General features: G+C 33.3%; 12 protein-coding genes and 2 pseudogenes. 4 read left to right on the top strand and 10 right to left on the bottom strand.

Annotated features, from left to right (window positions below; translation table 11 throughout):
- Positions 1-77: 77 nt before the first annotated feature.
- The gene (locus tag A6J74_RS01050; protein WP_151458023.1) at positions 78-6,878 is read right to left on the bottom strand and encodes a Cna B-type domain-containing protein; all 6,801 of its coding nucleotides are present in this window, start codon (positions 6,876-6,878) and stop codon (positions 78-80) included.
- A gap of 2,128 nt (positions 6,879-9,006) precedes the next feature.
- Here A6J74_RS01050 and A6J74_RS01055 point away from each other — a divergent pair.
- The 3 genes from A6J74_RS01055 to A6J74_RS01070 all read left to right on the top strand — a co-directional run bounded on the left by A6J74_RS01055 (position 9,007) and on the right by A6J74_RS01070 (position 14,413).
- On the top strand, positions 9,007-9,798 hold the full coding sequence (locus tag A6J74_RS01055; RefSeq protein ID WP_080609216.1) for a carbonic anhydrase: 792 nt from the start codon (positions 9,007-9,009) through the stop codon (positions 9,796-9,798).
- 3,320 nt (positions 9,799-13,118) lie between these two features.
- Positions 13,119-13,808 (top strand): response regulator transcription factor, encoded by a 690-nt coding sequence (locus tag A6J74_RS01065; RefSeq protein ID WP_000207753.1) that lies wholly within the window; start codon positions 13,119-13,121, stop codon positions 13,806-13,808.
- 194 nt (positions 13,809-14,002) lie between these two features.
- The gene (locus A6J74_RS01070) at positions 14,003-14,413 is read left to right on the top strand and encodes a hypothetical protein (protein ID WP_000806404.1); all 411 of its coding nucleotides are present in this window, start codon (positions 14,003-14,005) and stop codon (positions 14,411-14,413) included.
- A gap of 302 nt (positions 14,414-14,715) precedes the next feature.
- On the opposite strand, the gene A6J74_RS01075 is transcribed toward A6J74_RS01070, so the two are convergent.
- The 9 genes and pseudogenes from A6J74_RS01075 to A6J74_RS01120 form a co-directional block, all read right to left on the bottom strand.
- Positions 14,716-16,530: an acyltransferase family protein gene (locus A6J74_RS01075; RefSeq protein WP_080609220.1), complete on the bottom strand. Its 1,815-nt coding sequence runs from the start codon at positions 16,528-16,530 to the stop codon at positions 14,716-14,718.
- A 367-nt stretch (positions 16,531-16,897) separates the two neighbouring features.
- Complete coding sequence (locus tag A6J74_RS01080) at positions 16,898-17,563, bottom strand: YkyA family protein (protein ID WP_000610466.1); 666 nt, start codon at positions 17,561-17,563, stop codon at positions 16,898-16,900.
- Positions 17,564-17,583: 20 nt separating this feature from the next.
- Positions 17,584-18,405, bottom strand: coding sequence for a peptidoglycan-N-acetylglucosamine deacetylase (locus tag A6J74_RS01085; RefSeq protein ID WP_080609222.1), 822 nt, complete (start codon positions 18,403-18,405; stop codon positions 17,584-17,586).
- Positions 18,406-18,878: 473 nt separating this feature from the next.
- Complete coding sequence (ald, locus tag A6J74_RS01090; RefSeq protein WP_080609224.1) at positions 18,879-20,000, bottom strand: alanine dehydrogenase; 1,122 nt, start codon at positions 19,998-20,000, stop codon at positions 18,879-18,881.
- Positions 20,001-20,136: 136 nt separating this feature from the next.
- On the bottom strand, positions 20,137-21,360 hold the full coding sequence (locus A6J74_RS01095) for a PucR family transcriptional regulator (protein WP_002040123.1): 1,224 nt from the start codon (positions 21,358-21,360) through the stop codon (positions 20,137-20,139).
- Between the two features lie 501 nt (positions 21,361-21,861).
- Positions 21,862-22,008: pseudogene (locus A6J74_RS30590) on the bottom strand (IS6 family transposase); the annotation flags it as partial.
- 478 nt (positions 22,009-22,486) lie between these two features.
- Entirely contained in the window at positions 22,487-23,887 is a 1,401-nt protein-coding gene (locus tag A6J74_RS01110) for a zinc dependent phospholipase C family protein (protein WP_000725198.1), read from the bottom strand.
- A gap of 439 nt (positions 23,888-24,326) precedes the next feature.
- Complete coding sequence (locus A6J74_RS01115; RefSeq protein WP_000617458.1) at positions 24,327-24,764, bottom strand: GNAT family N-acetyltransferase; 438 nt, start codon at positions 24,762-24,764, stop codon at positions 24,327-24,329.
- Positions 24,765-24,820: 56 nt separating this feature from the next.
- Positions 24,821-25,126 carry a hypothetical protein gene (locus tag A6J74_RS01120; RefSeq protein ID WP_000836236.1) on the bottom strand — a complete coding sequence of 102 codons (306 nt, stop codon included), beginning with the start codon at positions 25,124-25,126 and terminating at the stop codon, positions 24,821-24,823.
- A 337-nt stretch (positions 25,127-25,463) separates the two neighbouring features.
- Between A6J74_RS01120 and A6J74_RS01125 the strand changes: the two are divergent.
- A pseudogene (locus A6J74_RS01125) lies at positions 25,464-25,647 on the top strand (IS4 family transposase); the annotation flags it as partial.
- Positions 25,648-25,922 lie beyond the last annotated feature (275 nt).

Raw genomic sequence — 25,922 nt, forward strand, 5'->3', positions numbered from 1 at the left:
TCTCCTCTATTTATAAAATCTATATTTACAGCAACACTTTGATCAAGCTATAATTCAAACCAACATAACCAGTCTTTTTATCTCATTCGTTGACGAACTAATACGAATCCACCTAAAGCCAATAACAACATTCCAGCAATATATGAAATCATATCCATTGATGTTCCACCTGTTTTAGGAAGCCATACTGATGTCGTAGAATTTTCTTGAGTAGGTGGATTTTTTGAATCTGTACTTGGATCTTTTGGATCTGTACTTGGATCTTTTGGATTCGTACTTGGATCTTTTGGATCTGTACTTGGATCTTTTGGATTCGTACTTGGATCTTTTGGATCCGTACTTGGATCTTTTATATTCGTGATGTCATAACCATGTACTTCTGATTTATATCCATTCACTGGTTGTTCTTTCACTTCATACTTATATGCATTTCCTTCGGCATCATATGCCGCTAAGTCTGTAAATGCATATTTCCATTCATCTGCTGCGCTCACTTCTTTTGTCGCGATCACTTTGCCATTTTGTAGTAGATCTACCTTGATCATTGTCGGACGGTCTTTCGCATTGTCATCCTTCCATGTCTTCGTTCCTTCTACTTTTGTTTCGCCTACTTTTGTATTTGTAATGTCATAACCTTTTACCTCTGATTTATATCCATCCACTGGTTGTTCTTTCACTTCATACTTGTATGCATTTCCTTCGGCATCATATGCAGCTAAATCTGTAAACGCATATTTCCATTCATCTGCTGCGCTCACTTCTTTTGTTGCGATCACTTTGCCATTTTGTAGTAGATCAATCTTGATCATTTCCGGACGGTTTTTTACATTTCCATCCTTCCATGTCTTCGTTCCTTCTACTTTTGTTTCGCCTACTTTTGTATTCGTAATGTCATAACCTTTTACCTCTGATTTATATCCATCTACTGGCTGTTCTTTTACTTCATACTTGTATGCATTTCCTTCGGCATCATATGCAGCTAAATCTGTAAACACGTACTTCCATTCACTTGCTTTACTTACCTCTTGTGTTGCAATTACTTTGCCATTTTGTAGTAAGTCTACTTTGATTATTTCCGGACGATCTTTCGCATTTCCGTCTTTCCATGTCTTCGTTCCTTCTACCTTTGTTTGGCCTACTTTTGTATTTGTGATGTCAGTACCACTTACTTTTGATTCATATCCTGGTACTGCTTGCTCTTTCACTTCATACTTGTATGCTTTACCTTCTGCATCGTATGCTTTGAGGTTTTCAAATGTGTACTTCCATTCTGTTGCCGCTGTTACTTCTTTTGTATCTACTACTTTACCGTTTTGTAGTAAGTCTACTTTGATCATTTCCGGACGATCTTTCGCATTTCCGTCTTTCCATGTCTTCGTTCCTTCTACTTTTGTTTGACCTATTTTTGTATTTGTGATGTCAGTACCACTTACTTTTGATTCATATCCTGGTACTGCTTGCTCTTTCACTTCATACTTGTATGCTTTACCTTCTGTATCATACGCTGCTAAATCTTTGAATTCGTATTTCCAGCCTGTTACTTTGCTTACTTCTTGCGTCGAAATCACTGTACCATTTTGTAAAAGGTCTACTGTAATCATTTCCGGACGATCTTTCGCGTTATCGTCTTTCCATGTCTTCGTTCCTTCTACCTTTGTTTGGCCTACTTTTGTATTTGTGATGTCGTAACCATTTACTTTTGGTTCATATCCTGGTACTGCTTGCTCTTTCACTTCATACTTGTATGCTTTACCTTCTGTATCATACGCTGCTAAATCTTTGAATTCGTATTTCCAGCCTGTTACTTTGCTTACTTCTTGCGTCGAAATCACTGTACCATTTTGTAAAAGGTCTACTGTAATCATTTCCGGACGATCTTTCGCGTTATCGTCTTTCCATGTCTTCGTTCCTTCTACCTTTGTTTGGCCTACTTTTGTATTTGTGATGTCGTAACCATTTACTTTTGGTTCATATCCAGCTATTGGCTGTTCTTTTACTTCATACTTGTACGCTACTCCATTCGCATCGTATGCTTGTAGCTTTTCAAACGTATACTTCCATTCTGTTGCCGCTGTTACTTCTTTTGTATCTACTACTTTACCGTTTTGTAGTAAGTCTACTTTGATCGAGCTTGGACGATCTGTTGCGTTATCGTCTTTCCATGTTTTCGTTCCTTCTACTTTTGTTTCGCCTACTTTTGTATTTGTGATGTCATAACCGTGTACGTCAGATTGGTATCCCGCTACTGGCTGTTCCTTCACTTCATACTTGTATGCTACTCCATTTGCGTCATATGCTTCTACATCCGCAAATGCATATTTCCAGTTTGTTGCCGCTGTTGCTTCTTTTGTATCTACTACTTTACCGTTTTGTAGTAAGTCTACTTTAATCGAGCTTGGACGATCTGTTGCGTTGTTATCGTTCCACGTTTTTGTTCCTTCTACTGTTAAGTTCGCTACTTTTGTATTCGTAATGTCATAACCATGAACCTCTGATTTATATCCATCCACCGGTTGTTCTTTTACTTCATACTTATATGCATTTCCTTCGGCATCATATGCCGCTAAATCTGTAAACGCATATTTCCATTCGCCCGCTGCGCTCACTTCTTTTGTATCAATCACTTTGCCATTTTGTAGTAAGTCCACTTTGATCATTTCTGGACGATTTGTTGCGTTTCCGTCCTTCCACGTCTTCGTTCCTTCTACTTTTGTTTGTGCCACTTTTGTATTTGTAATGTCATAACCTTTTACTTCGGATTTATATCCATCTACTGGTTGTTCTTTTACTTCATACTTGTACGCATTTCCTTCGGCATCATATGCCGCTAAATCTGTAAACGCATATTTCCATTCGCCCGCTGCGCTCACTTCTTTTGTATCAATCACTTTGCCATTTTGTAGTAAGTCCACTTTGATCATTTCTGGACGATTTGTTGCGTTTCCGTCCTTCCACGTCTTCGTTCCTTCTACTGTTGTTTGCGCTACTTTTGTATTCGTAATGTCATAACCATGAACCTCTGATTTATATCCATCTACTGGTTGTTCTTTTACTTCATACTTGTACGCATTTCCTTCGGCATCATATGCCGCTAAGTCTGTAAACGCATATTTCCATTCGCCCGCTGCGCTCACTTCTTTTGTGTCAATTACTTTACCATTTTGTAGTAAGTCTACCATGATTGTTGTCGGACGGTTTGTCGCATTTCCATCTTTCCACGTCTTCGTTCCTTCTACTGTTGTTTGCGCTACTTTTGTATTTGTAATGTCATAACCATGAACCTCTGATTTATATCCATCTACTGGTTGTTCTTTTACTTCATACTTATATGCATTTCCTTCGGCATCATATGCCGCTAAATCTGTAAACGCATATTTCCATTCGCCCGCTGCGCTCACTTCTTTTGTGTCAATTACTTTACCATTTTGTAGTAAGTCTACCTTGATTGTTGTTGGACGATTTGTTGCGTTTCCGTCCTTCCACGTCTTCGTTCCTTCTACTTTTGTTTGTGCCACTTTTGTATTTGTAATGTCATAACCTTTTACTTCGGATTTATATCCATCTACCGGTTGTTCTTTTACTTCATACTTGTACACATTTCCTTCGGCATCATATGCCGCTAAGTCTGTAAACGCATATTTCCATTCGCTCGCTGCGCTTACTTCTTTTGTATCAATTACTTTACCATTCTGTAGTAAGTCCACTTTGATCATTTCTGGACGATTTGTTGCGTTTCCGTCCTTCCACGTCTTCGTTCCTTCTACTTTTGTTTGTGCCACTTTTGTATTTGTAATGTCATAACCTTTTACTTCGGATTTATATCCATCTACCGGTTGTTCTTTTACTTCATACTTGTACACATTTCCTTCGGCATCATATGCCGCTAAGTCTGTAAACGCATATTTCCATTCGCTCGCTGCGCTTACTTCTTTTGTATCAATTACTTTACCATTCTGTAGTAAGTCCACTTTGATCATTTCTGGACGATTTGTTGCGTTTCCGTCTTTCCATGTCTTTGTTCCTTCTACCGTTGTTTGTGCCACTTTTGTATTCGTAATATCATAACCGCTTATCTCTGATTTGTATCCCGCTACTAGGTGTTCTTTCACTTCATATTGATAAGCTACTCCATTCGCATCGTATGCTTCTAAATCTGCAAATATATATTTCCAACCTATTGCTGCTAGTACGTCTTGTGTTTTGATCACATTTCCATTTTGTAGTAAGTCTACTTTGATCATTGTCGGACGATCTATTGCATTTCCATCTTTCCACGCTTTTGTTCCTGCTACTGTCATTTTCGCTACTTTTGTATTTGTAATGTTGTAGCCATTTACTTCTGATTTGTATCCCGCTACCGGTTTTTCTTTTACTGTATACGTATAAGCAACACCATTTGCATCATATTGCGCTAGGTCTACAAAAGTATAATTCCAACCGTTCGCTGCTGTTACTTCTTTTGTTTGGATTATGTTTCCATTTTGCAATAAGTCTATTTGGATTGAGCTTGGACGATTTGTTGCATTTCCATCATTCCATGTTTTCGTTCCTAAAACAGATGTTTTTGCATCTTTTGTATTGGTAATGTCATAACCGTTTACTTCTGTTTTATATCCATCCACCGGTTGTTCTTTTACTTCATACTTGTACGCATTTCCTTCGGCATCATATGCTGCTAAGTCTTTGAATCCATATTTCCAGCCTGTTGCTTCACTTACTTCTTGCGTCGCAACTACTTGACCATTTTGTAGTAAGTCTACCTTGATTGTTGTCGGACGATTTGTTGCGTTTCCGTCCTTCCACGTTTTTGTTCCTTCTACCGTTGTTTGGCCTACTTTTGTATTTGTAATGTCATAACCGTTTATTTCTGATTTGTATCCCGCTACTGGTCGTTCTTTTACTGTATACGTATAGGCACTACCATTCACATCATATGATTCTACATTTGTAAATGAATATTTCCAATCATTTGCCGCTGCTACTTCTTGTGTTTGGATTACATTTCCGTTTTGTAGTAAATCTACTTGGATTGAGCTTGGACGATCTGTTGCATTTCCGTCTTTCCACTTCTTCGTTCCTTCTACTGTCATTTTCGCTACTTTTGTATTTGTGATGTTGTAGCCATTTACTTCTGATTTGTATCCCACTACCGGTTGCTCTTTTACTGTATACGTATAAGCAACACCGTTCATATCGTATTGTGCTAAGTCTGCAAATGTATAATTCCAACTATTTGCTGCTGTTACTTCTTTTGTTTGGATTACGTTCCCATTTTGCAATAAGTCTACTTGGATTGAGCTTGGACGATCTGTTGCATTTCCGTCTTTCCATGTTTTCGTTCCTGAAACAGATGTCTTTGCATCTTTTGTATTTGTAATGTTGTAGCCATTCACTTCTGATTTGTATCCCGCTACTGGTTGCTCTTTTATTGTATACGTATAAGCATTACCATCATTATCATATGCAGGTAAATCTGCAAACGTATAGTTCCAGCTATTCACTGCTGTTACTTCTTGTGTTTTGATTGAATTTCCATTTTGCAGTAACTCTACTTGAATTGAGCTTGGACGATCTGTTGCATTGTTGTCATTCCATGTTTTCGTTCCTGAAACAGATGTCGTTTTTACTTTATTCGGAATAGTAAGCTTTACACCTTTATCAGCATTGGCATCAATGGTAAAAGGTACTTTTACTTGAGGATCAAAATCCAAATAGTTTGGACCTGCAATCTCCTGTACATAGTAATTACCTGGGTCTAAATTAGGAACCTCGACCATACCTTGTTGATCGGTTGTATACGTACTACCAATTTGCTGACCTGACTCCGTATACAAGTTAAATGAAACATTTGGTATAAATTTTGTCTCATTACCGGCAATGTGCTTCACAATTCTTAACGTTCCCTTAGGAGGTAAATCGCCTTGCGCACCGCCGCCCTGATCTATATTTTTAACACTGACACTATCTGATTTAGATACTTTCTCTTCACCTGTAACCTTGTAGTCTACGTTATAATTATTATAAAATGCTTCTAATTTCTTTCCACTATCAGTTATATTTGCTTTATATTCAAAAACAAAAGTAAGACCATTGGCTTTATCTTTATTGATAACAGCTTTAAATCCATTATCACCAATAAATGTAACCGTGCCATAACCTTGTGCTTGGAATTCTTGTGGTGTCATTGGAGCTGCAAATCCTCCAATACGGAGACTATCTTGATTTAGCGTTTGCCCTTCTTGTAAAGTATCAACCAAAACAATATCACTATCTAAATTTTGTTTTGAAGTATTTGCATTTAAAACCCATTGTACTTCATTAGTGTTTTCTGGTTGAATGCTACCCGTTTTGTATGAAAATGGTGAAGATCCGCCACCTCCACCACCAGTCGGGCCGATAATCGTTACCGTTTTCTTTTCTAATTGTGTACCTAAATTCGTTTCAGTTGTTACCGTTTGTCCTTGTGCAACATCAATTGCTTTAACTTGGAAATAAAAATTCCCTCTAATATTTTTAAGTTTCTCAACCGTATCACTAAATGTACATACAACATTAGTTGTCTTTATTTGACAAGTACCAAAATTAACACCTGCATCATTATTTAATGGAATAGTTCCACTATATCCTTTCAATTCTGAAGGTAATGTTAATGTTAATGTATCTCCAGCTTTCATTTGATTCCCAGATTTATCACTAAACTGTACTGCCATTCTTGTCGTTTCTCCGGAGTTAAGCGTCGTTTTATCGATTGTAAAACTATCAACAAATCCTGTTGTATTTAACTCCTGTGCATTTGCTATTATCGATGTGAAACTCTGACCTATAGTAAATATAAAAAGCATTAGAATCGAAAAAATCGAAGTTACTTTCTTGATCATGTCATTCTCCTATCAGTTATAATTAGATGGCTCTAATATGAATATGCAATGACAATGACTTTATAGGCTGATGGTATTCCATTTCTTTTAATCGTTATACACATAAAGCTTGAAAACAAATTTCTATAAATAATTCTCTTGTACTCTACTAAACTTCATTTTTTAAATGTAACATTACTTTCACTAAGTTTAATATTTACAAGTTAAACAATTTTCGATATAATTGTAACTGGCGAAGTTACGTTTTTCATCATTCCTATAAAATCCCGAGATTTTATATCATATCTACCGTCTTATTTTGAGCATACATTTCTGATTAATAATGCTTTTATTTCAACGCTATTAGTTTATTGATATTACCTTTTATTGTCTTTATATTCACAATATTAATATATTCAGTTTTTTAATCGCGTTTTTAAATGATTTATAACATTATTCACCAGAATCTTTTTCCCCCTCCTATAGGCATTCTTTCATGCTCCCATCCGTAATATAGGGCTTTTTAAATGCCAAAGATAGTTTTTGTAGTTTTTGTAATTGATTTTGTAATTAAAGAAACCAAACGTAAATTAATATCCCTCTTGAGATAAGATCCTTATTTTATACTCCCTCCTATATACACCAAAATATTGTCCTTAAATTATTGTTCTACACCACTACCTAATTCTTGATTCATTTAGTAAAAATATAAATCACAAATAATTTTGTTTATTCAAATGTCACTTAAAAATCATTTCTCAGATTTTTAATTAGATAGTCTTATAATTTTCAAAAAGATCATCAAAAACGTTTATCAATTTCGGTCTACTTATGCATTTAGAATCTTAATTAAAATCTGCATGAATGATAAACTCCATGGCTAAATCTCGTTATACCGAATCTTCAATGAAATTCTCAGTTTGTTGACTAGATTCATAATTATTTGTAGCTGTTTATTTACTTGTATGAACTCACATTTTTCATTGCTAGATTGAAAAAAACGTCTCAATTCTCTCTACAAATATTTGTAATAAGTATGTTATTCATTAAGATGTCATACAAACAACAGAATACTTATCCTCTACTTTTACCGAATAATTACATTCCATTCACCCCGCTATCTATACATAATGTTCAATATCATATATAAAATAAAACAAAGAAAGAGTAGTAAACATGAGTATTATTCATTTAATAATTAGACTGAATCTTCAGTCTTTTCTGTTCGGATGGAGATATTTTCGGCTACTCTTTCTTTGTATTATGAGTTTAGCACTAAATATAAAGTATCACAAGACAAAAAATCACAAAATTCTCACAAATTCGACATTTTTTTCACAAACTAATATTACCACTAACTAGTAGAGGTCACCCTATCTCTCCATCAACTTAAAAATTTTATGACGCACTTAAAACAAAATTGTACATTTTCATCTTGAGAATTCAATCTTTTTATATTTGGGTTGTTTTTTAGCTTGATGTTGATGGAAGGTAGATCCAATTAAACTGATTTCTCTATTTCGTAGATTTAGGAAAATAACTTATTGTTGAAAACTCTTCAACATAACCAGAAATACATAGTATCACATCAAAGAATATAAATCTATATTGATTTTTTTTTAATAATTTATATATAATTATAATAAATATAAAATGAAAGTCAATATCAATTAGGAATGAGGATGATGAATATAAGAATGATAAAACATCCATGCTTCGGAATGAATACAGGAATGCCAACTAAATATGACCAGGTTAAGTAATTTGAATCATAATTAGATTACATAATCGATTTTGGGTATGGGTATGGGTAAGAAGTTATTCTATTTAGTACTACATGAAGACAAATAGAACGATAGAAATGTAATATGCTCTTACTTCCATTTCTCATAGTATTTAAAAATTATCGCCTGCAACCTGACTTTGTATAAAGATTTTCTAACTTGGGTAAGAAGCATAGTTATTCCTTTTCGCGTAAATTAACTGTATAGTTTCCGTATTCCATTTTTCTATTTAATAACTTAAATTGCATAACAATCGAGGAATGCTTCTCTAAATTCTTAATATTTTTGGCGAATTTGTAACAGAACCTTTAGTTACAAGCAATATTCTTTAAATACAATGTTTTATCAACTAAGGAGGAAACAGTATGAAAGGCTTAAAGTTTGTTTATAAAACTCCCCTTATATTAACAATGAGTGTAGTATTGATGGGATGTAACACAGCAAAACAAGAGGCTCCGCAAAAACAATCTACGAAGGAAAATACGCAGTGGTCATATAAAGGGACTACTGGTCCAGAGCACTGGGGAGAATTGAAACCAGAATACAATATGTGTTTAAATGGGCAAGAACAATCTCCGATAGATATCCAAACAGAACAAATAAAATCAACAGTTGATAATAATCTTTTGCAAATAAACTATCAACCAATATCATTTTCTATTAAAAATAATGGGCATAGTATTGAGGGAAAAGCAAATAGTTCTGATGATTATCTCACGCTAGGAGAAAATCGTTACACATTAAAACAATTCCATTTTCATACACCAAGTGAGCACCAATTTGAAGGAAAACATGCAGATATGGAATTACATCTAGTCCATCAAAATGATCAAGGTCAGTTAGCAGTAGTTGGTATTATGATCAAAGAAGGACAAAAAAACGAAGGTTTTGCAGCTATGTGGCAAAATCTCCCGCACAGAAAAAATATAAAGGCCGATGTGCAACATACCATTGATATAAAACAGATTCTTCCTTCTGATCATTCATCCTTCCGTTACATGGGGTCTTTGACCACACCTCCTTGTACTGAAAATGTCCAATGGATTGTGATGAAACAGACAATAGAGATGTCCAAAAAACAAATTAAAGTGTTCCATAAATTATTCCCAACGAATAACCGACCAGTTCAACCAATTAATGGACGAGCAGTATTATAAAAATCAGTAGTGCGAACCAATACCTTGATCTATATTACCGATTTATGTATGTTTATTATACGAGAATCATAGCGAAGTTTTGAAACCCAGACAATTTAAATAATGATTCTCTTGCTCAATGAAATTATTAATTTTTTTGCACCAGTATAGAAAAAAGTTGTTGTCCTTTAGGACAGCAACTTTTTGTTCCTTAAAAAAGAAAAAGATAACATACTAGATATATTATATATATAAATCATTAGTAAAAATCTCTTTTTAAAATAAAACCCTATAATTATTATATAATAATTATAGGATAAATAAACAATGAACATTATAATTCATAGTACATGTCTTGCTAAAACAAATACCTTAAAATAATAAAATAAATTATATTTTTACAAAAAGAAAACAACCTGTATAAAACAGATTGTTTTCATTTAAGGGTAAAACAAAGAAAGAATGGCAAAAAGACACAAACTTATAAAGCACAAAAAGTAGATCGATTAGATAGAACTAAGAATTCTGATATCATACTAGTTAGGGTTTCTGTTTACTCTTTCTTTGTTATTATGAATATAGCATCAAAAAGACATATATCAACAAAAGGTAACATAATTGTTACTTTTTCGGCATTTAATCATAACCCCTTACAAACCATATCCTAATAATGAAAAAAGTGACGTACTTCTTTCATTACTTTCAGTATAGACAGTGATATTATTTTTTGTACCAGTACGACAAAAACTGCTGTCCTAATGGGACAACAGCCTTTTCATTATACTGCATTTTCCTTTTGTCCCTTTTGTAAGGTATTATTTTTTTAACCGTAATTGAAGTAAACTACAAGTCTAATTATAAAACATATTGCAAAGCCACTCCATGTTTTTGCTGGACGTTATAACGCAAAAAAAAACAACCTGTATAAAAACAGATTGTTTTCTTATGTAGGGTGAACAAAGAAAGAGTGGAAAAAAATGCACAAACTTCTTCGACACAAGAAGTACATAGGTAGAGAAAACTAAAAATTCTGAAATATCACTTGATAAGGGTTTTTTGTTTACTCTTTCTTTGTTGTTATGAATATAACATTCAAATCGACAAATATCAACAAAAAGTAACAAAGTTGTTACCTTTTCAGCATTTAATCATAATTCTCCCATTCGGAACATATTTTGTATTTGATATGAAATGCATACATGCTTATTTTCAGCAATTGCAATATAAACTTTATCATTTTCTTCCAGAAGACTCCCCCTCAAAAATATGAAGGTGTGAAACAACACTTTTAGGTGGGAGCTGAATGTAAGTTCGCATAGGCCAACATGTTTGCTGGCATTTACTTGTACAGATTGCTCTTCGAAAACTGAAGATATGAGGTTGGTTGCAGAAAGACTTTGCAACCGTAAAATCTTCAACGTTCTATCGCCCCACGCTTGCCGAAGTTGCGAAAACCAAGCTAAAGTAGGGAGTGTGGTGCGTCAACGTACAAAATACTTATGTTCTCACCGTAGGGACTACGGGTAGAGCCTGCTAAGATAACCGGTGGATACATCGGTTTTCGCAGGAATCTCCCACTTTAAACAATCCGTTAGGACGTTAAGTGGTGAGTAGTTCAATTAAAGGTAACAAATGATTACAAATAAGGTTTCATCATTTACTTATCGAAAAATAAATGTTTTAATTTTGGATGTAAGGTCCTTACATTCTATAAGATACAAAAGAAGTAAATTTCAGTTTTTTTGTATCTATAATTTAAGCTTAGTAAATATTTAATAAGTATGTATGTGTTGTAGATTATTCGATAAGTGAAAAAGCAAAAAGTATCATCTGTGGTATTACCTCAAACCAAACAAGTAACACCTCTTCAATATACAATTAGATTTTATTGTGTTTTGAAATTCATGGGGTACAGTGAAGCAAAAAAATATTTAGAAACACTATGGAAGAACCTTTATTTAAGTTCCTATTATGGAATTATTGGAGTTCTTTATTAAAACTTGTCATGCTTAACGTTTAAATAATTCTGGAGCGCAAAATTTCACCAAAAAAAGTCAATAAAAAGAGTGACACCTTGTCAATCAGCATGAATTTCTGCAAAAGTCTAAGGTATGAGATGCAATTTAAAGTTAAAACAGATATGACAATTTATACTCACTATCTTTGGCTCATATAGTGGGTATAAATTGGTTGGTTTTAGTGTTAAAGGTGTATTGAAAATTGAAGTAAGTTAGGGATTTTAAAATAAGTTTGGGACAAATATCTCTTGAAGCGAAGAATAAGCAGTATCTCAAAAATGTAATCTCGCTAATGACTCTGATTCCAAATATTCGTAGCAGTGTTATATCAAGTAAATACACCCTAGAACCTACTCTGATGGCTACAAAATCTGTAAACAAACAGCGAATTTAAATTTATATAATTCAGGAAAGTTGAAGCAAAGAATACAGCTACTACAATATCCTTTGCTTTTACAGGCTCACTTAAACGGGTAATATAAATTTAATTCATTCAGATATGTAAAAAAAGTCAAAATGTAAGGCCCCTAATCCTTTAAAGTGTTTATATAAAAATGACGTAGAATATGTTCTACGTCATTTTTATATATATGAGAGGTATCCACCTCTTCAGAATAATGGTGTCGCTTTTAAATAAAGTCACGATGCTTTGAAAAAAGATGCGATGTTTATAATAAGGCCACGAAGGTTTGAAGACATGTCTTATGAGTTGTAAAACATGATCCTTTCAGATTATAAAACCTAAGTCTTTTGTGAGTTCTTCCAAAATAGAATGAGTTAAATGTCTTCGCAGATCTTCAGCAAATACTGGTAATCCCTCTTAAATCAAAAGATTCATAAAAAACGTTATTCTTTCTAATAATCTTGTTTAGAAAGAATAACGTTTTTTTATTAGGTTCTTAGGTTGATAGACATATATGGTACCCGCTAGAAGGTAATACATATAGAAAACAACAGTAGCAAAATAATAATAGAGTATTGGTTCAGGGTGTTCAGGATGCAATTGATTAAATAAAGTTTTTGTGTAATTCCACAAAAGTGAGATGTATTTTTCTCCCTTCTTAACAATGAAAAAACGTTTTGAACACTCTATACTCTAATTACATTGAACTACTCAACGTTTTTTTATACTGATACAGATAAAACGTGGCTTGAAGTTTATACCTTTGATCATAAGGAATGGCCAAAGATCAAAAATTATGAAGCGGCAGTTAAAACAAGAGAGCATGTATATGAAATTCCACAAAAACTCCAACTACCAGAATCCTAAATCTTTTATCAAATCCATGGCTGATTATCAACGAAAATAAAGGAGCAGAGAGTATGACAACAATTTTAGTATTAGATGATGAGATAACAATTCGTAGTTTTATTACTTTAAAGATGAAGCATGCTGGTTTCAATGTTCTAGAAACCGATACAGGTGAAAAAGCTCTTGATCTTCTAGAAAATCATAATGTTGATATTATAATACTTGATGTTATGTTACCAGGAATAGATGGTTTTCAGGTATGCAAACAAATACGAAAAAACAACGAGAAGATTGGTATTATCATGTTAACGTCACGTGTGCAAGGTAAAGATCAGGTTCACGGTTTGACAATTGGGGCAGATGATTATATTAAAAAGCCATTTAGTATAAATGAATTAGTAGCACGTGTACAATCATTGCTAAGAAGAGTAAAAGAAACTAAAAAGGATATGGCATCGATTCACTCAGAACCATTTAAATTAAATATTCTGCAAGAAAAATTATATAAGGATGGGATAAAAATTGACTTAACTCCAACAGAGTATATTATTTTACGATATTTAATGGAAAATTCCATAAAACCAATTCCACGTGATGAACTCTTAAATAAAATATGGGGTATAAATTGTTTAAGTGACACAAAAGTAGTAGATGTGAATATCAGTCGTCTTCGTCAGAAGATCGAACCTAGTCCTTCGAATCCTCAATTTCTCCTTACTGTATGGGGAAAGGGATATAGGTGGAATGGAAGAAAACAATGAGGAGAAAATGTATCACCTGGTTACTACTACTAGTGATAAACAAAAACAGTTAGAAGCATTATCAGGAATCGTTTTATTAGTAAGTAGGAGATTAGCTAACCTTTTTATTCTTGATAAAACTTCCACTGTAATAATATAAAAACATATTAATTATTTATAATTTTATATACAGGTTCATTAGGAGGTGTAAAAAGATGAAACAAGCCAATTTAACTATAACCCTAACACTCATTCAACTATTCACTTTAGTAACTACCCTATTTATTTGCTCCACAAATGTGCCATTTTTTCCTTGGTTTATTAAAAAAGGATTTGGGTGGATTGGAATCTTTATTACTGCCCCTGTACTATTAATTATAGGCACAATTATGACATATTATGATAAGAAAAAAACAAATTCTATCAAACGAATGAGACAAAGTATTCCTTTCATTACTGTAATTTTCTTCATGTATGTCTCCTTTTTCTCTTTGACAGATAGAATTGTAATAACGACTTTTATCGTTAATCTTGTATTAGTTATCATTACAATTACGTTTTTAGCACAAGATATTTCTAAATTACATAGAAACAGAAAATATAGACTTAAAAGAATACGAATGTAACAAAATTGTTCTGATGTATATACTGATTAGCACAAAAAGACTCCATTTTGATTAATCTTTTTCAAAATGGAGTCTTTTTGTTTGACGTAAAATCAAGGAAATAAATTTTTCTGATTAAATTCTATTCTAAACTAATAACATGCTTATGTTCTTTATTATAACAAACCTTGAGTTTAGTTAATTATGGAGTTAAATAACTTGTTTTACAGCTAAATCCTATTGATAGATATAACAAAAAGACGTTTTGACTACCTCTATTTTAAAAATAAAATGAATGGTAAATTATCTAGACGAGAATCAAATTACCTATCTATATGCTGAACAACAAGTGAAGCGTATTCTTTTGCTCCTGTTGGATTTAAATGAATTCCATCTGGTTCGAAATATGATTGATTTTCAGCACTTGCTGCATACCAATCAACTAGCACAGTATTTGGAAATTTGGAAGAGACTTCTTTTAATTTCTCATTAACTACGGACTCCCACGGACGAGGTATTCTAGTATTAACTAATACAATTTCACGTTCATCACCTATTAACTGAATTAACGATTCTAGTTGCTCAGTAGTAAATGCCCCATTTGTACCTAATCCAATAATAACATGCCTTCCTAAAGTGCCTTCCTTTTTCATTCCCTCTACTATCTCCAATGCTTGAGACATCTGTCTTCCAATTTTCGCATCAATAGTAATATTAGGAAAAGCATCTTTTAAATATGGAGAGATATCGATCATAATTGAATCACCAATGGCTGTAACAGTTTTAGGTTGTTTAATTTGTTTAGAGGAATCTTTATTTTCGTCCTCTAATGTTTTATCAACCGGTTTCTCTTCCTTAGTAACTGGATGAGCAGGTTCCTCATTTTTTTTCACTTGTACCGCCTCTGTCCTAACTTGTTTAGAATTGTCTTTTACTTTGCCGGCTGTTGAGAAACCAAAGATAACTGTTATGGAGAGGAATATTGTACATGCTAAAGCAACTCTATTAACGAATGATAAGTCTCTTATTTTCAAGTCCTTTAAACGAAGATTCTTCAATGCACCTTGACGAATTGGATTTTCAATAAACTTCCACGAAAGATGTGCCATAATTAGAATCAAAAAAACTTGAAAAATAGCTTTAGTAAGATGAGGTCCTTCTGTACTAGCTTGCGAGCTCGTCAATGTGATAATCGGATAATGCCAAAGGTATATTCCATAGGACCGAATACCAATCCAACGTAATGGTTTAAACCTTAAAAGCACACTAATTCTGCTAGTTGGATGAGCAAGGTTGGCTACTAATAAAGCAGTAACAACTGATAAAAATAACATTCCTCCACGATATAGGAATGAGTCATATTGATTTGTCTCCCAAAACATAATTAAAATAATAATTAAAGCGATTCCCCCAACTACATCTAAAACAAGACGGGCTGACGGAATAATTTTATTAGAAAGTCTATTACTTGGCCAAAGTAGAGCGAGTACTGCCCCTATTAATAGAGAAAACGCTCTTGTATCGGTACCATAATAAACTCTACTTGGATCACTTCCTGGTTCATACAGTACAGCCATTGCAATTGCTGAAGCAATTGCTCCTAAAAAAATAAATAGTGTCATACGTGATCGTTTTTTTATGTAGTAGAATCCTAAGCTAAGTATGAATGGCCAGAATACATAAAATTGCTCTTCAACGGCCAACGACCAAAAATGATTTAAAGGAGTAGGTTGGCCAAAGTTATCGAAATATGATAATTTATGATAAATGTACCACCAGTTACTAATATATAATACTGCTGCTAACGAATCTCCCCGCATTTTTCCTAGTAAGGAGTTATGAAATAACGTCACCCATGCAAAAACGATAATGAGCATAACAAACATTCCTGGAAGTAATCTTCTTGCCCTACGTATCCAGAAATTTTTTAAATCAATTCTTTTATATTTCTCCCACTCAGTAGCAAGAAGATCGGTAATTAAATAACCAGAGAGCACAAAGAAGACTGTAACGCCCAGGAATCCTCCAGGTATCCATTTATAGTTGACGTGATATAACACGACACCTAGTATAGCCAGTCCTCTTAAACTATCTAATCCGACCATATAACGATTATTTTTCTTTAATTGTGTGGGCATGTATAATCCTCCCTTAAACTTTGCTGATATGTTTGGTTACTTTTTCTCATAAGTAATTATCAACAGAAAACAAATGAAAACTCTATGAATATGAGAAAAAGTACATCTATACAACGAAACTTTTATATAGAAATTCCTTAATTTGTAATTTTATTCTTTGTTACCAAGCCAAAAAGTCGAAAGAGCATTATAAAATGCTTTTTCGACTTTTAGATTATATCATTTAGTTAAACTAGTACTAGAGTACCCCCTTCTAATATTTCACAATCCCAATTTATCCTTTTTACAGATTTTCAATATAAGAAGCTCGGTGTAAAATTTTGATTAGTCTATAGATAGAAGAATTTCAAGATACTTAAATTCATAACTATTTCTCTGGCTTTTGCTCTTTTATTTTTATCTTCGCATCTTTATAAAAATTTAATTTCTCCTTATTATACTCTGTAGTATATTGATTGAACTTTTCTTTTTCCTTTAGTGTTTCTTCATTTATTACATTGTAAGCTTTAACTTTCTCACTAATCTCTTTTAGTTTTGTTTCTTTTTCTTTTAGCTTTTCATAAAGTTCCTTTTCAATTACTAATGATTTTTTGTAACTTCCATTCATTTTTAGAAAAGCATCATAACGTTTTTTATAAGCTTTTTCTACTGTTTTGGCTTGTTCTTGTAATTTTTTATCCTCGATTTTATTTATATCATTAAGAACTGATGTTACTTCTTTTTGTGCTTTTTCTAATACATCTGCTTCATTATCTAATTCTTTCTCACGTTCAGATACATTTGCAACAGCTTGTTCTACTTGGGGTAGTGCTTCCTCATTATTCTCTTGTCCTTTCTGTATAATTTGATTATACAATTCTTGTCCCTTTGCTTCTAACTGCTCTAATTTTTTTACATTATCAGATAACGTTTTTTCTTGATTTGCTGCCTTTTCAAAAGCAACGTATAATTTCTCTTCTGACTTTGCTCCTAAACATCCCCCTAGAAATCCAATTGATATGATTCCTATTAGGATCGCTTTTCTATTAATCAATTTCAATCCCTCCTACAATGTCAAATACGTTTATCGTGCCAAAAATTTACTGGAAAATGTTCCTCTTCATGATACGCTTCAAGTTCATATCCTTTTTCTTTTAATCCTTTTATGATAGCTGGTACAGCAGCAACAGAATGCGGATGAATATCATGCATTAAAATAACTTCTTGTGGTTCTGTTGCACCTGCTAGTACATTTTGAACAATTTGAGCTGAAGCTGAATCAATTGGCATCTTGTTATACTTCCAATCTAAAGAGTCAATTGTCCAATCCCAAACTGTAAAACCAGCTTCTACTGCTTTATTGCGAAGTTCTTCATTTAGTCCTGGCATGGAGCCATATGGTGGACGTGTTAATTTGGGAGATTCCTTCAAAATATTTGCTATTAAATTTTGATCTTCCCTCATTTCATTTACATACTCACCATCGGTATATAATTTCTTAAAGTTATGTGTCATACTGTGCATGCCCACATAATGGCCTTCTTCTTTCTCTCGTTTCACTAAATCCGGAAACTGCTTCACGTTTTCACCAATTAAAAAAAATGTTGCTTCCGCGCCATTTTGTCGTAGGATGTCTAACAACTCAGCTGTATATTTACCAGGTCCATCATCAAAAGTAAGATAAGCAACTTTTCTCTCTTGGCCATTAAAGCGCTTTGGTGCTTCTTTCTTTATTTCATTTTTGGCTTGTTCACTTGCTAATTGCACTGAATTCTCTTGCTTCGTTACGGATCTTGCTGGTGAAGTAAGAGATTGATACATAAAATAGCAAGCTACTACTGCAATAATTGCTATAATTGTAATAGATATACGTTGTATATTAGTAGTATTTCTCATAATAGTAATCCCTTTCGCTGCATATATTAATTTTATTATGTGATTCACATTTGATTTGCTATGACGTTAATAAATAACAAATCAAAGTAATAATTTTTCTCTTTTTAATAGAAGAGATATAAGTTGTTGAGGATATATACAATGTCCAAAGCTACATTGAGGGTGTTTTTCCGCGTTGATACGATTTACAGATAATCCTTTTGAAGTATTTGGAGGAAAAGACGTTTATCCTTCATATAATTTTTAAAACTTCATTAACGGATATGAAAACGATTCCTGATATGTTTATATTAACTATTAAATCGATTAAAGCTTTCTTATAATACAAGAAGATTAGATAATAATTCTATCCAATCTTCTTGAGGGATTCAGATAGTTTAACTATTTTACCGCTAATTTCTTAAATCAAATGACAACAACTTAGCTTCTTTTTTCATCTTATTTAATACATGAAAGGCTCATGTTAATTTGGTTTATTTTTTCGCAAGAGCTTCTTCTATAGAAACACAAGCATAGCCGAGTTCTTTTGCAACCACTTCACATATAACTTCACCGTTCAGCATGTTTACACCGAGTTTTAATGCATTGTTTTCAAAGATTGCTTCTTGCACACCCTTATTGGCGATTTGTAAAGCATATGGAAGTGTTACATTAGTTAAAGCGATGGTGGAAGTTCTTGGAACTGCCCCTGGCATATTCGCAACAGAGTAGTGAAGTACTCCATGCTTTTCGAATGTCGGGTTATCATGCGTTGTAACATGATCGCAAGTTTCCACGGCCCCACCTTGATCAATGGCTACATCCACGATTACAGAACCGGTTTTCATTGCCCTTACCATTTCTTCTGTAACTAGCTTAGGTGCTTTTGCACCAGGAATTAAAACAGCACTAATTAATAAATCTGCTTGTTTTACTGTTTCCGCGATGTTAAACGGGTTGGACATCAATGTTTTGATTTGAGTACCAAAAATGTCATCCAGTTGGCGTAACCTTTCTGCATTCAAGTCAATAATTGTTACATCAGCACCTAGGCCAATTGCCATTTTCGCAGCATTTGTTCCTACAATCCCTCCTCCGAGAATAGCGATTTTCCCACGATTTACACCGGGAACACCTGCCAGAAGAATCCCTTGTCCACCATTTGATTTCTGTAGGAATTGTGCGCCAATTTGCACAGACATTCGTCCAGCTACCTCACTCATTGGTGTAAGAAGAGGAAGTGTATGATTCACTTCTACAGTTTCGTAAGCAATTGCAGTAACGCCATTATCTTTAAGAGCTTGAGCTAAAGCTGGCTCTGCAGCCAAATGCAAGTAAGTGAATAGAATTAACTCAGGACGAAAGTATGTGTATTCACTGATGAGGGGCTCTTTTACTTTCATAATCATTTCTGATTGTCTCCATACTTCTGCAGCACTTTGAATAATTTCTGCACCCGCATATGCATAATCTACATTTCTAAACCCACTTTCGACACCAGCATTTGTTTCAATCAGTACTTTATGTCCAGCCTTTACAAACGTAAGAACTCCTGCAGGTGTAAGTGCAACACGGTTTTCATTATTTTTAATTTCCTTTGGAACTCCAATAATCATGAAATGATTTCCCCCCTGTACTTATCTTTGTGTAACTTAGTTGTAGTCCAAGTATAGGGTATTAAAAATCTTTTTTCATTGTTGAAAAAAAAGAAAAATGCAGCATCCTTTTGTGGAATTCCACAAAAGGATGCTGCTACAAGAATTTTTTTAGTTTAAGATCCAAGAACATAATCATTTTTTTATTTGGATCTTTTAAATCAATCTCACTGATTTCACAAATACGTTTAAGTCTATAACTTAATGTATTCGGATGAATATTTAAAGATTTTGCTACCTCCCCCACATTGCAGTCTTTGTTCAGAAAGGTTTCCAACGTCTCAACAAGATCACAATTATACTTATGGTCATAATCATACAGCTTTTGTAACGCTTGATTTTCATACTCTTCACATTTTCTTTTCTCAAGGAGAAGGTCAATCAATTGATAAATACCCATATTTTGATATCCGTAGATATTTGCTGTGTCGCAAGGGAATTTTTCCTTTATAGATAAAACAGTTAGAGCCTCTTTATAAGCTTTATCAACTTTTTGATAATCACTATAAACACTACTGAACGCTGGCTTGATAGACTTAATTCCAAATCGTTTTTCCATTTTATGCACAAACATTTCAACGAAATTGTTGATTTCATTGGACGGTCGATTAACACCATCTAATGGAATAAGAAGAATTAATCGATTACGATCTATTGTGCCAAGTAAACCTTCGAAATGTTGGCTTGTTTTTAACAAATAAGAAATCTGTCTTTCTATTTCATTTATAATTGTCTGTTCAAACTGGAATACGATGATAGTAAATACAGATGCAGGAGTAATGTGCAGTCGATGGAAATTTTCAATAATCTCTTCATTTACTTTTATATGATTGGTCAATAATTTCCATAAAAATTCTTGTGATTGTTCGCCCTTTATATTTTTACGAGCTTGAATCTGTATTAATTTACTTTTTATGGCCTCCGCAGCTTTTTTCAGCAAGGTGCAATTTTCCTCAGTTAAGGGATGTTCGTCTTCCATAGCCCAGATGAACCCCAAAACTTCCTCTTTGTTCCAAATAGAGATAGCAACCCTGTTACTGAGACCAACACCATCTATCTTCTTTATACGAATAGGTTCACGTTTTTTCAAAAGTTCAGGAATAATGCCTTCTTTCCACAAACTATTAATTACTTTTTCAGGTACACGTCTTCCCATAATAGTTGCAACTCTCGCGGAGTCTATTCTTTCGTCATGAGTACTATATGCCAGAAGTCGATGATTCACATCTTCAATTGTAACTGGGCATTGTAGAATCTCACTAATTGTGTCCGCAAACTCTTCTAAACTGTTAAAGTTGATTTTAGAGAAATCATTTTTCATATATGTCAAAACTCATCCATCCTATTTTAAATATAGTTTTTATCGTTTTCCGACAGAAGACTCCTTCCTCAAAAATGTGAAGGTGTGAAACACCAATTTTAGGTGGGAGATGAATGTCGGTTGGCATAGGCCAACATGTTTGCTATCATTTACTTGTACAGATTGCTCTTTGAAAACTGAAGATATGAGGTTGGTTGCAGAAAAACGTTGCAACCGTAAAATCTTCAACGTTCTATCGCCCACACTTGCTGAAGTTGCGAAAACCAAGCTAAAGTAGGGAGTGTGGTGAGTCAACGTACAAGATACTTATGTTCTCACCGTAGGGACTACGGGTAGAGCCTGCTAAGATAACCGGTGGATAATTGGTGTTCGCAGGAATCTCCCACTTCAAACAGTCCGTTAGGACGTTAAGTGGTGAGTAGTTCAACTACTGTAAAATGTAAAAAAGTATTCATTGTGTAAATTAACAAACCTATAACACTTTTTATTAATAGTAAGGAATCACTGTAACTCACTACACGTTGAAAAACCAAAGTTTAGTCGCAAACTTCGGTTTCGTTTATATAGAGCATGAAGCGTTTCAATTCCTTTAATCGTAAGAGAAGTATGACCCCGATTTTGAAAGTCTGTGGATTTCAAAAAACTTCGCTATTTTCGAAGTTAAATATCTAATATACGTCCATATTTATTGATTGTACGATATAGATAACACCATTTTTTTGAACTTTATATAGTTTTTTCATCTAGCTTCTAGGATAGATGAAGGCTTTTCATATTCTTCTTCCATAATGGTCATACCAATTACAACTTTATTAAAACATTAAATTCCCAATGCGTAAACAGTAGATTTTTGTCGAATGTATTCAGTGATTTAATTATTATTTCATCAAATATGGGTTTTTGATGAAATAAGGGAATTATGGATACCTTTTTAGAAGATATTGCATATGTTTGGTTATATATAATATTTATCTTTGAATTGATTAAGATGGCTTCCTGCCATCCCTTGTCCGAAGCCAACTCATCTCCCGCCTACTCTCTTCGCGTTCCTTGAGAAAGGAGCCTTCTTGGTTAAAATGATAAAAAACACTCGTTCTGATTAAGGACGAGTGCTTTTCTTTTTAGGTTATCTAACAGGGATAAACTTCCATGAGCTAGGTTTTTGTTTTTTTTCACCTAGTACAATCCAATTTTTCTTTGCATTTATATTCTCATAATTTAATGGATAGTCATCTGTAAAAATATTATATTCTGTAGGATTGTCCAGGTTAATTTTAATTTTAAAATCAGCTAAACTATCAGATTTTTGAGCAAGGTGAATCCAACTAGAATAATTAGACCAATTTAAATATTGGAATTGGTCGTAATTTGAGTGCTTCATGCGAAGATATATACTCTCCCCGTGGTGTAGCTTTGCATCATTTTCTTTGTAGAATTCAAATTCCATAGGTGTACCAGATAAACCATTGTTTTCTTTATTTGCAAGTGTGACATAATCGTAACGATTTGCCATATACCATTCAAATGTTAGACCTTGATAAGGAGATTCACTTGGTACGATATAATAGTTTCTCCCTGCTTCTATGACGTTTCCTTCTATATCATAGATTAATGCAGTCTCTATACTTGGAGATTTTACATTTTCAGTAAAAGTTTTAAACCACAGATTTAAGAAACCTGCTGTATTGCGCTGAGCTTCTCCTAAGCTTCGCTGCACAGCTGGGGTAACCATTTCTTGCCACAATTGTGCCTTACCACTATTATAATACTTAAATGTTTTATCATTAGTAATATTTTGGATTTCAGGTTTAGCTACTCGGGCTGCATAATCAATCCATTCTTCAGGTGTGGATAGAGAATTGTTATAATTCCCTCCAGTATTGACTGCAAATTGATTTTGAATGGTTGTAACATAATTTTCAAAGTAGCTATGATATTTTATAGCTCTCGTATCAATTGCAGTAAAATTTGCTGCATGCATAGGTTGGGTAGCATCTGTAAAGTAGTGCGTGGCTACTCCTAAGTAATAGAAAGCTTTTTCATAGTCCTTATTTCGTAAGTGTTCTCCAGATTCATAAAAGTATTTCTTACCTTGTGTAAGAGCCGTTGGATTTGTTTCTCCTCTATAATTTTCTTTAGTATCAGGATCATAAAAATGAGATTTCCATCCGCCTTTAAAAACGCCGCCTATTCCTGTTCCACCATCATTAAACTCTGCATTATAATCTGCATCATATAATCCTTTAGAAAATAGATCTTTATATTGTGGATAATTTAAAAAGTCCACAGCCTGCTTATTTGCTTCAATATTAGATTCTGTTTTCATAATTTCAATAGCTTGTTTTGCAATCCATAAATGTGTACTTTTATCAGAATGATACGGAGCTTCTGCAGACCATCTTGCAGTAATAGGATCATTCTCATTTAAATCAATTTGATCGAGATGAGCATAACTACTTTGAGGACATGCTCCTAAAATAGTTAAAGTCACTCCAGCTATACATAGTGTTGATACGATTTTTTTCATTTTTTATTCCTTCCTAAATATAAAGATTCTTATGCGGATATTCATCTTAACAACGACAGTTAAATAGCTCTAATAAAAGAGCGATTAGCAAAGGCTAACTGCTTAATTTCTCTCTTAAAGGAATACCATCATACATCGATTAAATTAAAAATTTTAAATTAACCCTAAACAATAATTTTCCTTCTCTACCTCTAGTTATATATAAAAGCGCGTCTTATTTAAACATGTTTTTTTATGTAATTTTACATATCCAAAAATAGGGAATTAAATAACCTTCCATTTATTATATTAATGAAAGACCATTGTCTTTAGACAATTGAAATTATGATGTTTTAAGTTAATAATCTATATCCATTAACTTACGAATTTTCACTACCTCTAAGTACAAAAAACGTTATTCTTTCTAAACACTCTAAGCAAAAGCATCTATAAATAAAATTTAATTAATTGGTATATACTTCTTGAAACCCTTACTTATGGTTCCATTGTATCCATTTTTAGTGAAGAATTTATGTGCTTTTATTCTAGTTGCACTACTTAATAAGATAATTCTTGTGGAACCCCTTGCAATTGATATCTGTTCTACATGTTTCAATAACTTTTCCCCTATCCCATTACCTCGAAAATCTTCATTTACAATTACATACTCTAAAACAGTATACGGTCTAAATTGGTATCCAGGATCAAGACAAAACGTCATAAATATACTCCCTTTGACGTTACCACTTTCCTCATAGACAAACAAAAAATTATTAGAATCATTCCTTATCTGCTCAATTCTTTCTGGTAAAACCTTAATATTTTTGCTATGTGGTGCTAATTTTTTATATAGATTTTCAATTACATTACTGTCCTTTGGTTCAGCTTCACGAATCATATAACTACCTACCTTTGCATTTAATATATAATGATAAAGACAGAGATCGATTATGACTATAACTCTATATAGGCTTTTTCCCCACCTGGAATCTTAATTTTTTTTACATTATATTCTTTAATTATATATACCTTTATCGCTTCAAAATCTATATCAAAAGTAAGAATTGGATTTCTAAAAAAATATATTACTTCTTCCCCATCATAAATTCGGGCTTTTATTGTTTCTTTGTCCGAGTGAAACGATAAATTGACTCCTTTGTAAAAATATTCGTAGTATCCCTCTTCGTCCTGCTCACTTTTATCTTCAAAAGGAACACATTCAATATGATATATATTCCCATTTACATTTATTGATTTCATACAACATTACCCCACTTCCAATAATATCTATAAAAATTAGCATCCATATTTAGCAAAGTAATTTTTGAAATTATAACATTTTCCAATGTGTCTATGAATTTTATTTGCTAATAAATTCATAGACACATTATTTATTCATTTTCAAATTTCTCTTATCAATTTCACGATATAACGCTGAACGACTCAGCTGCCTACCCTTTTTTCTGAAGAGAAAAAGTTTCCTTATACAATTGTATATACTATTCAAGCTCCTCTTTTGTTAAAGCTTCTTCAGCTAAGTATATAAAATCTGTCTTCTGTTGATATGTCTTTTTAGAAAATCCCCACTCTTTACTCCCATTTTCTTCTTCTATTCCAAACTATACAAAAAAAACACCCAAGAGCCATCAAAGGTGTTAAATCGCCTGTTCAATCTCCTACAGCAAAACTGGCGGAAATCCCATAGATATGAGAAAAAAACGGTCTTTGATATATTAAGTGCCGTTTACAATTGTACCTTATCTGATAATCAAGCCGCTTAATTCAAAAAAGTGAAACCCATTAGGGTTTATTTCGTATGCAAATCTTTAAATTCCCTACATGTATCCTCTAGAAAAAAAGAAATAACCTCTACTATAAGTGACGTTGTATGAGCTTAGCTTGATAGCGATGTGGCGAGACCCCACATCCATCAACTTAAGAAAAGTAAACACCCCAAAAACAAAAAATGAGCTGACTTCTCAAAATAACTAACTATAGAGAAAGAAAAATTTCATTTAGTGGGTACTTCAAAACCTTAGCTTGATTGCGATGGAGG

It is taken from the genome of Bacillus sp. FDAARGOS_235 (assembly GCF_002073415.2).
Classification (GTDB): Bacteria; Bacillota; Bacilli; order Bacillales; family Bacillaceae_G; genus Bacillus_A; species Bacillus_A toyonensis.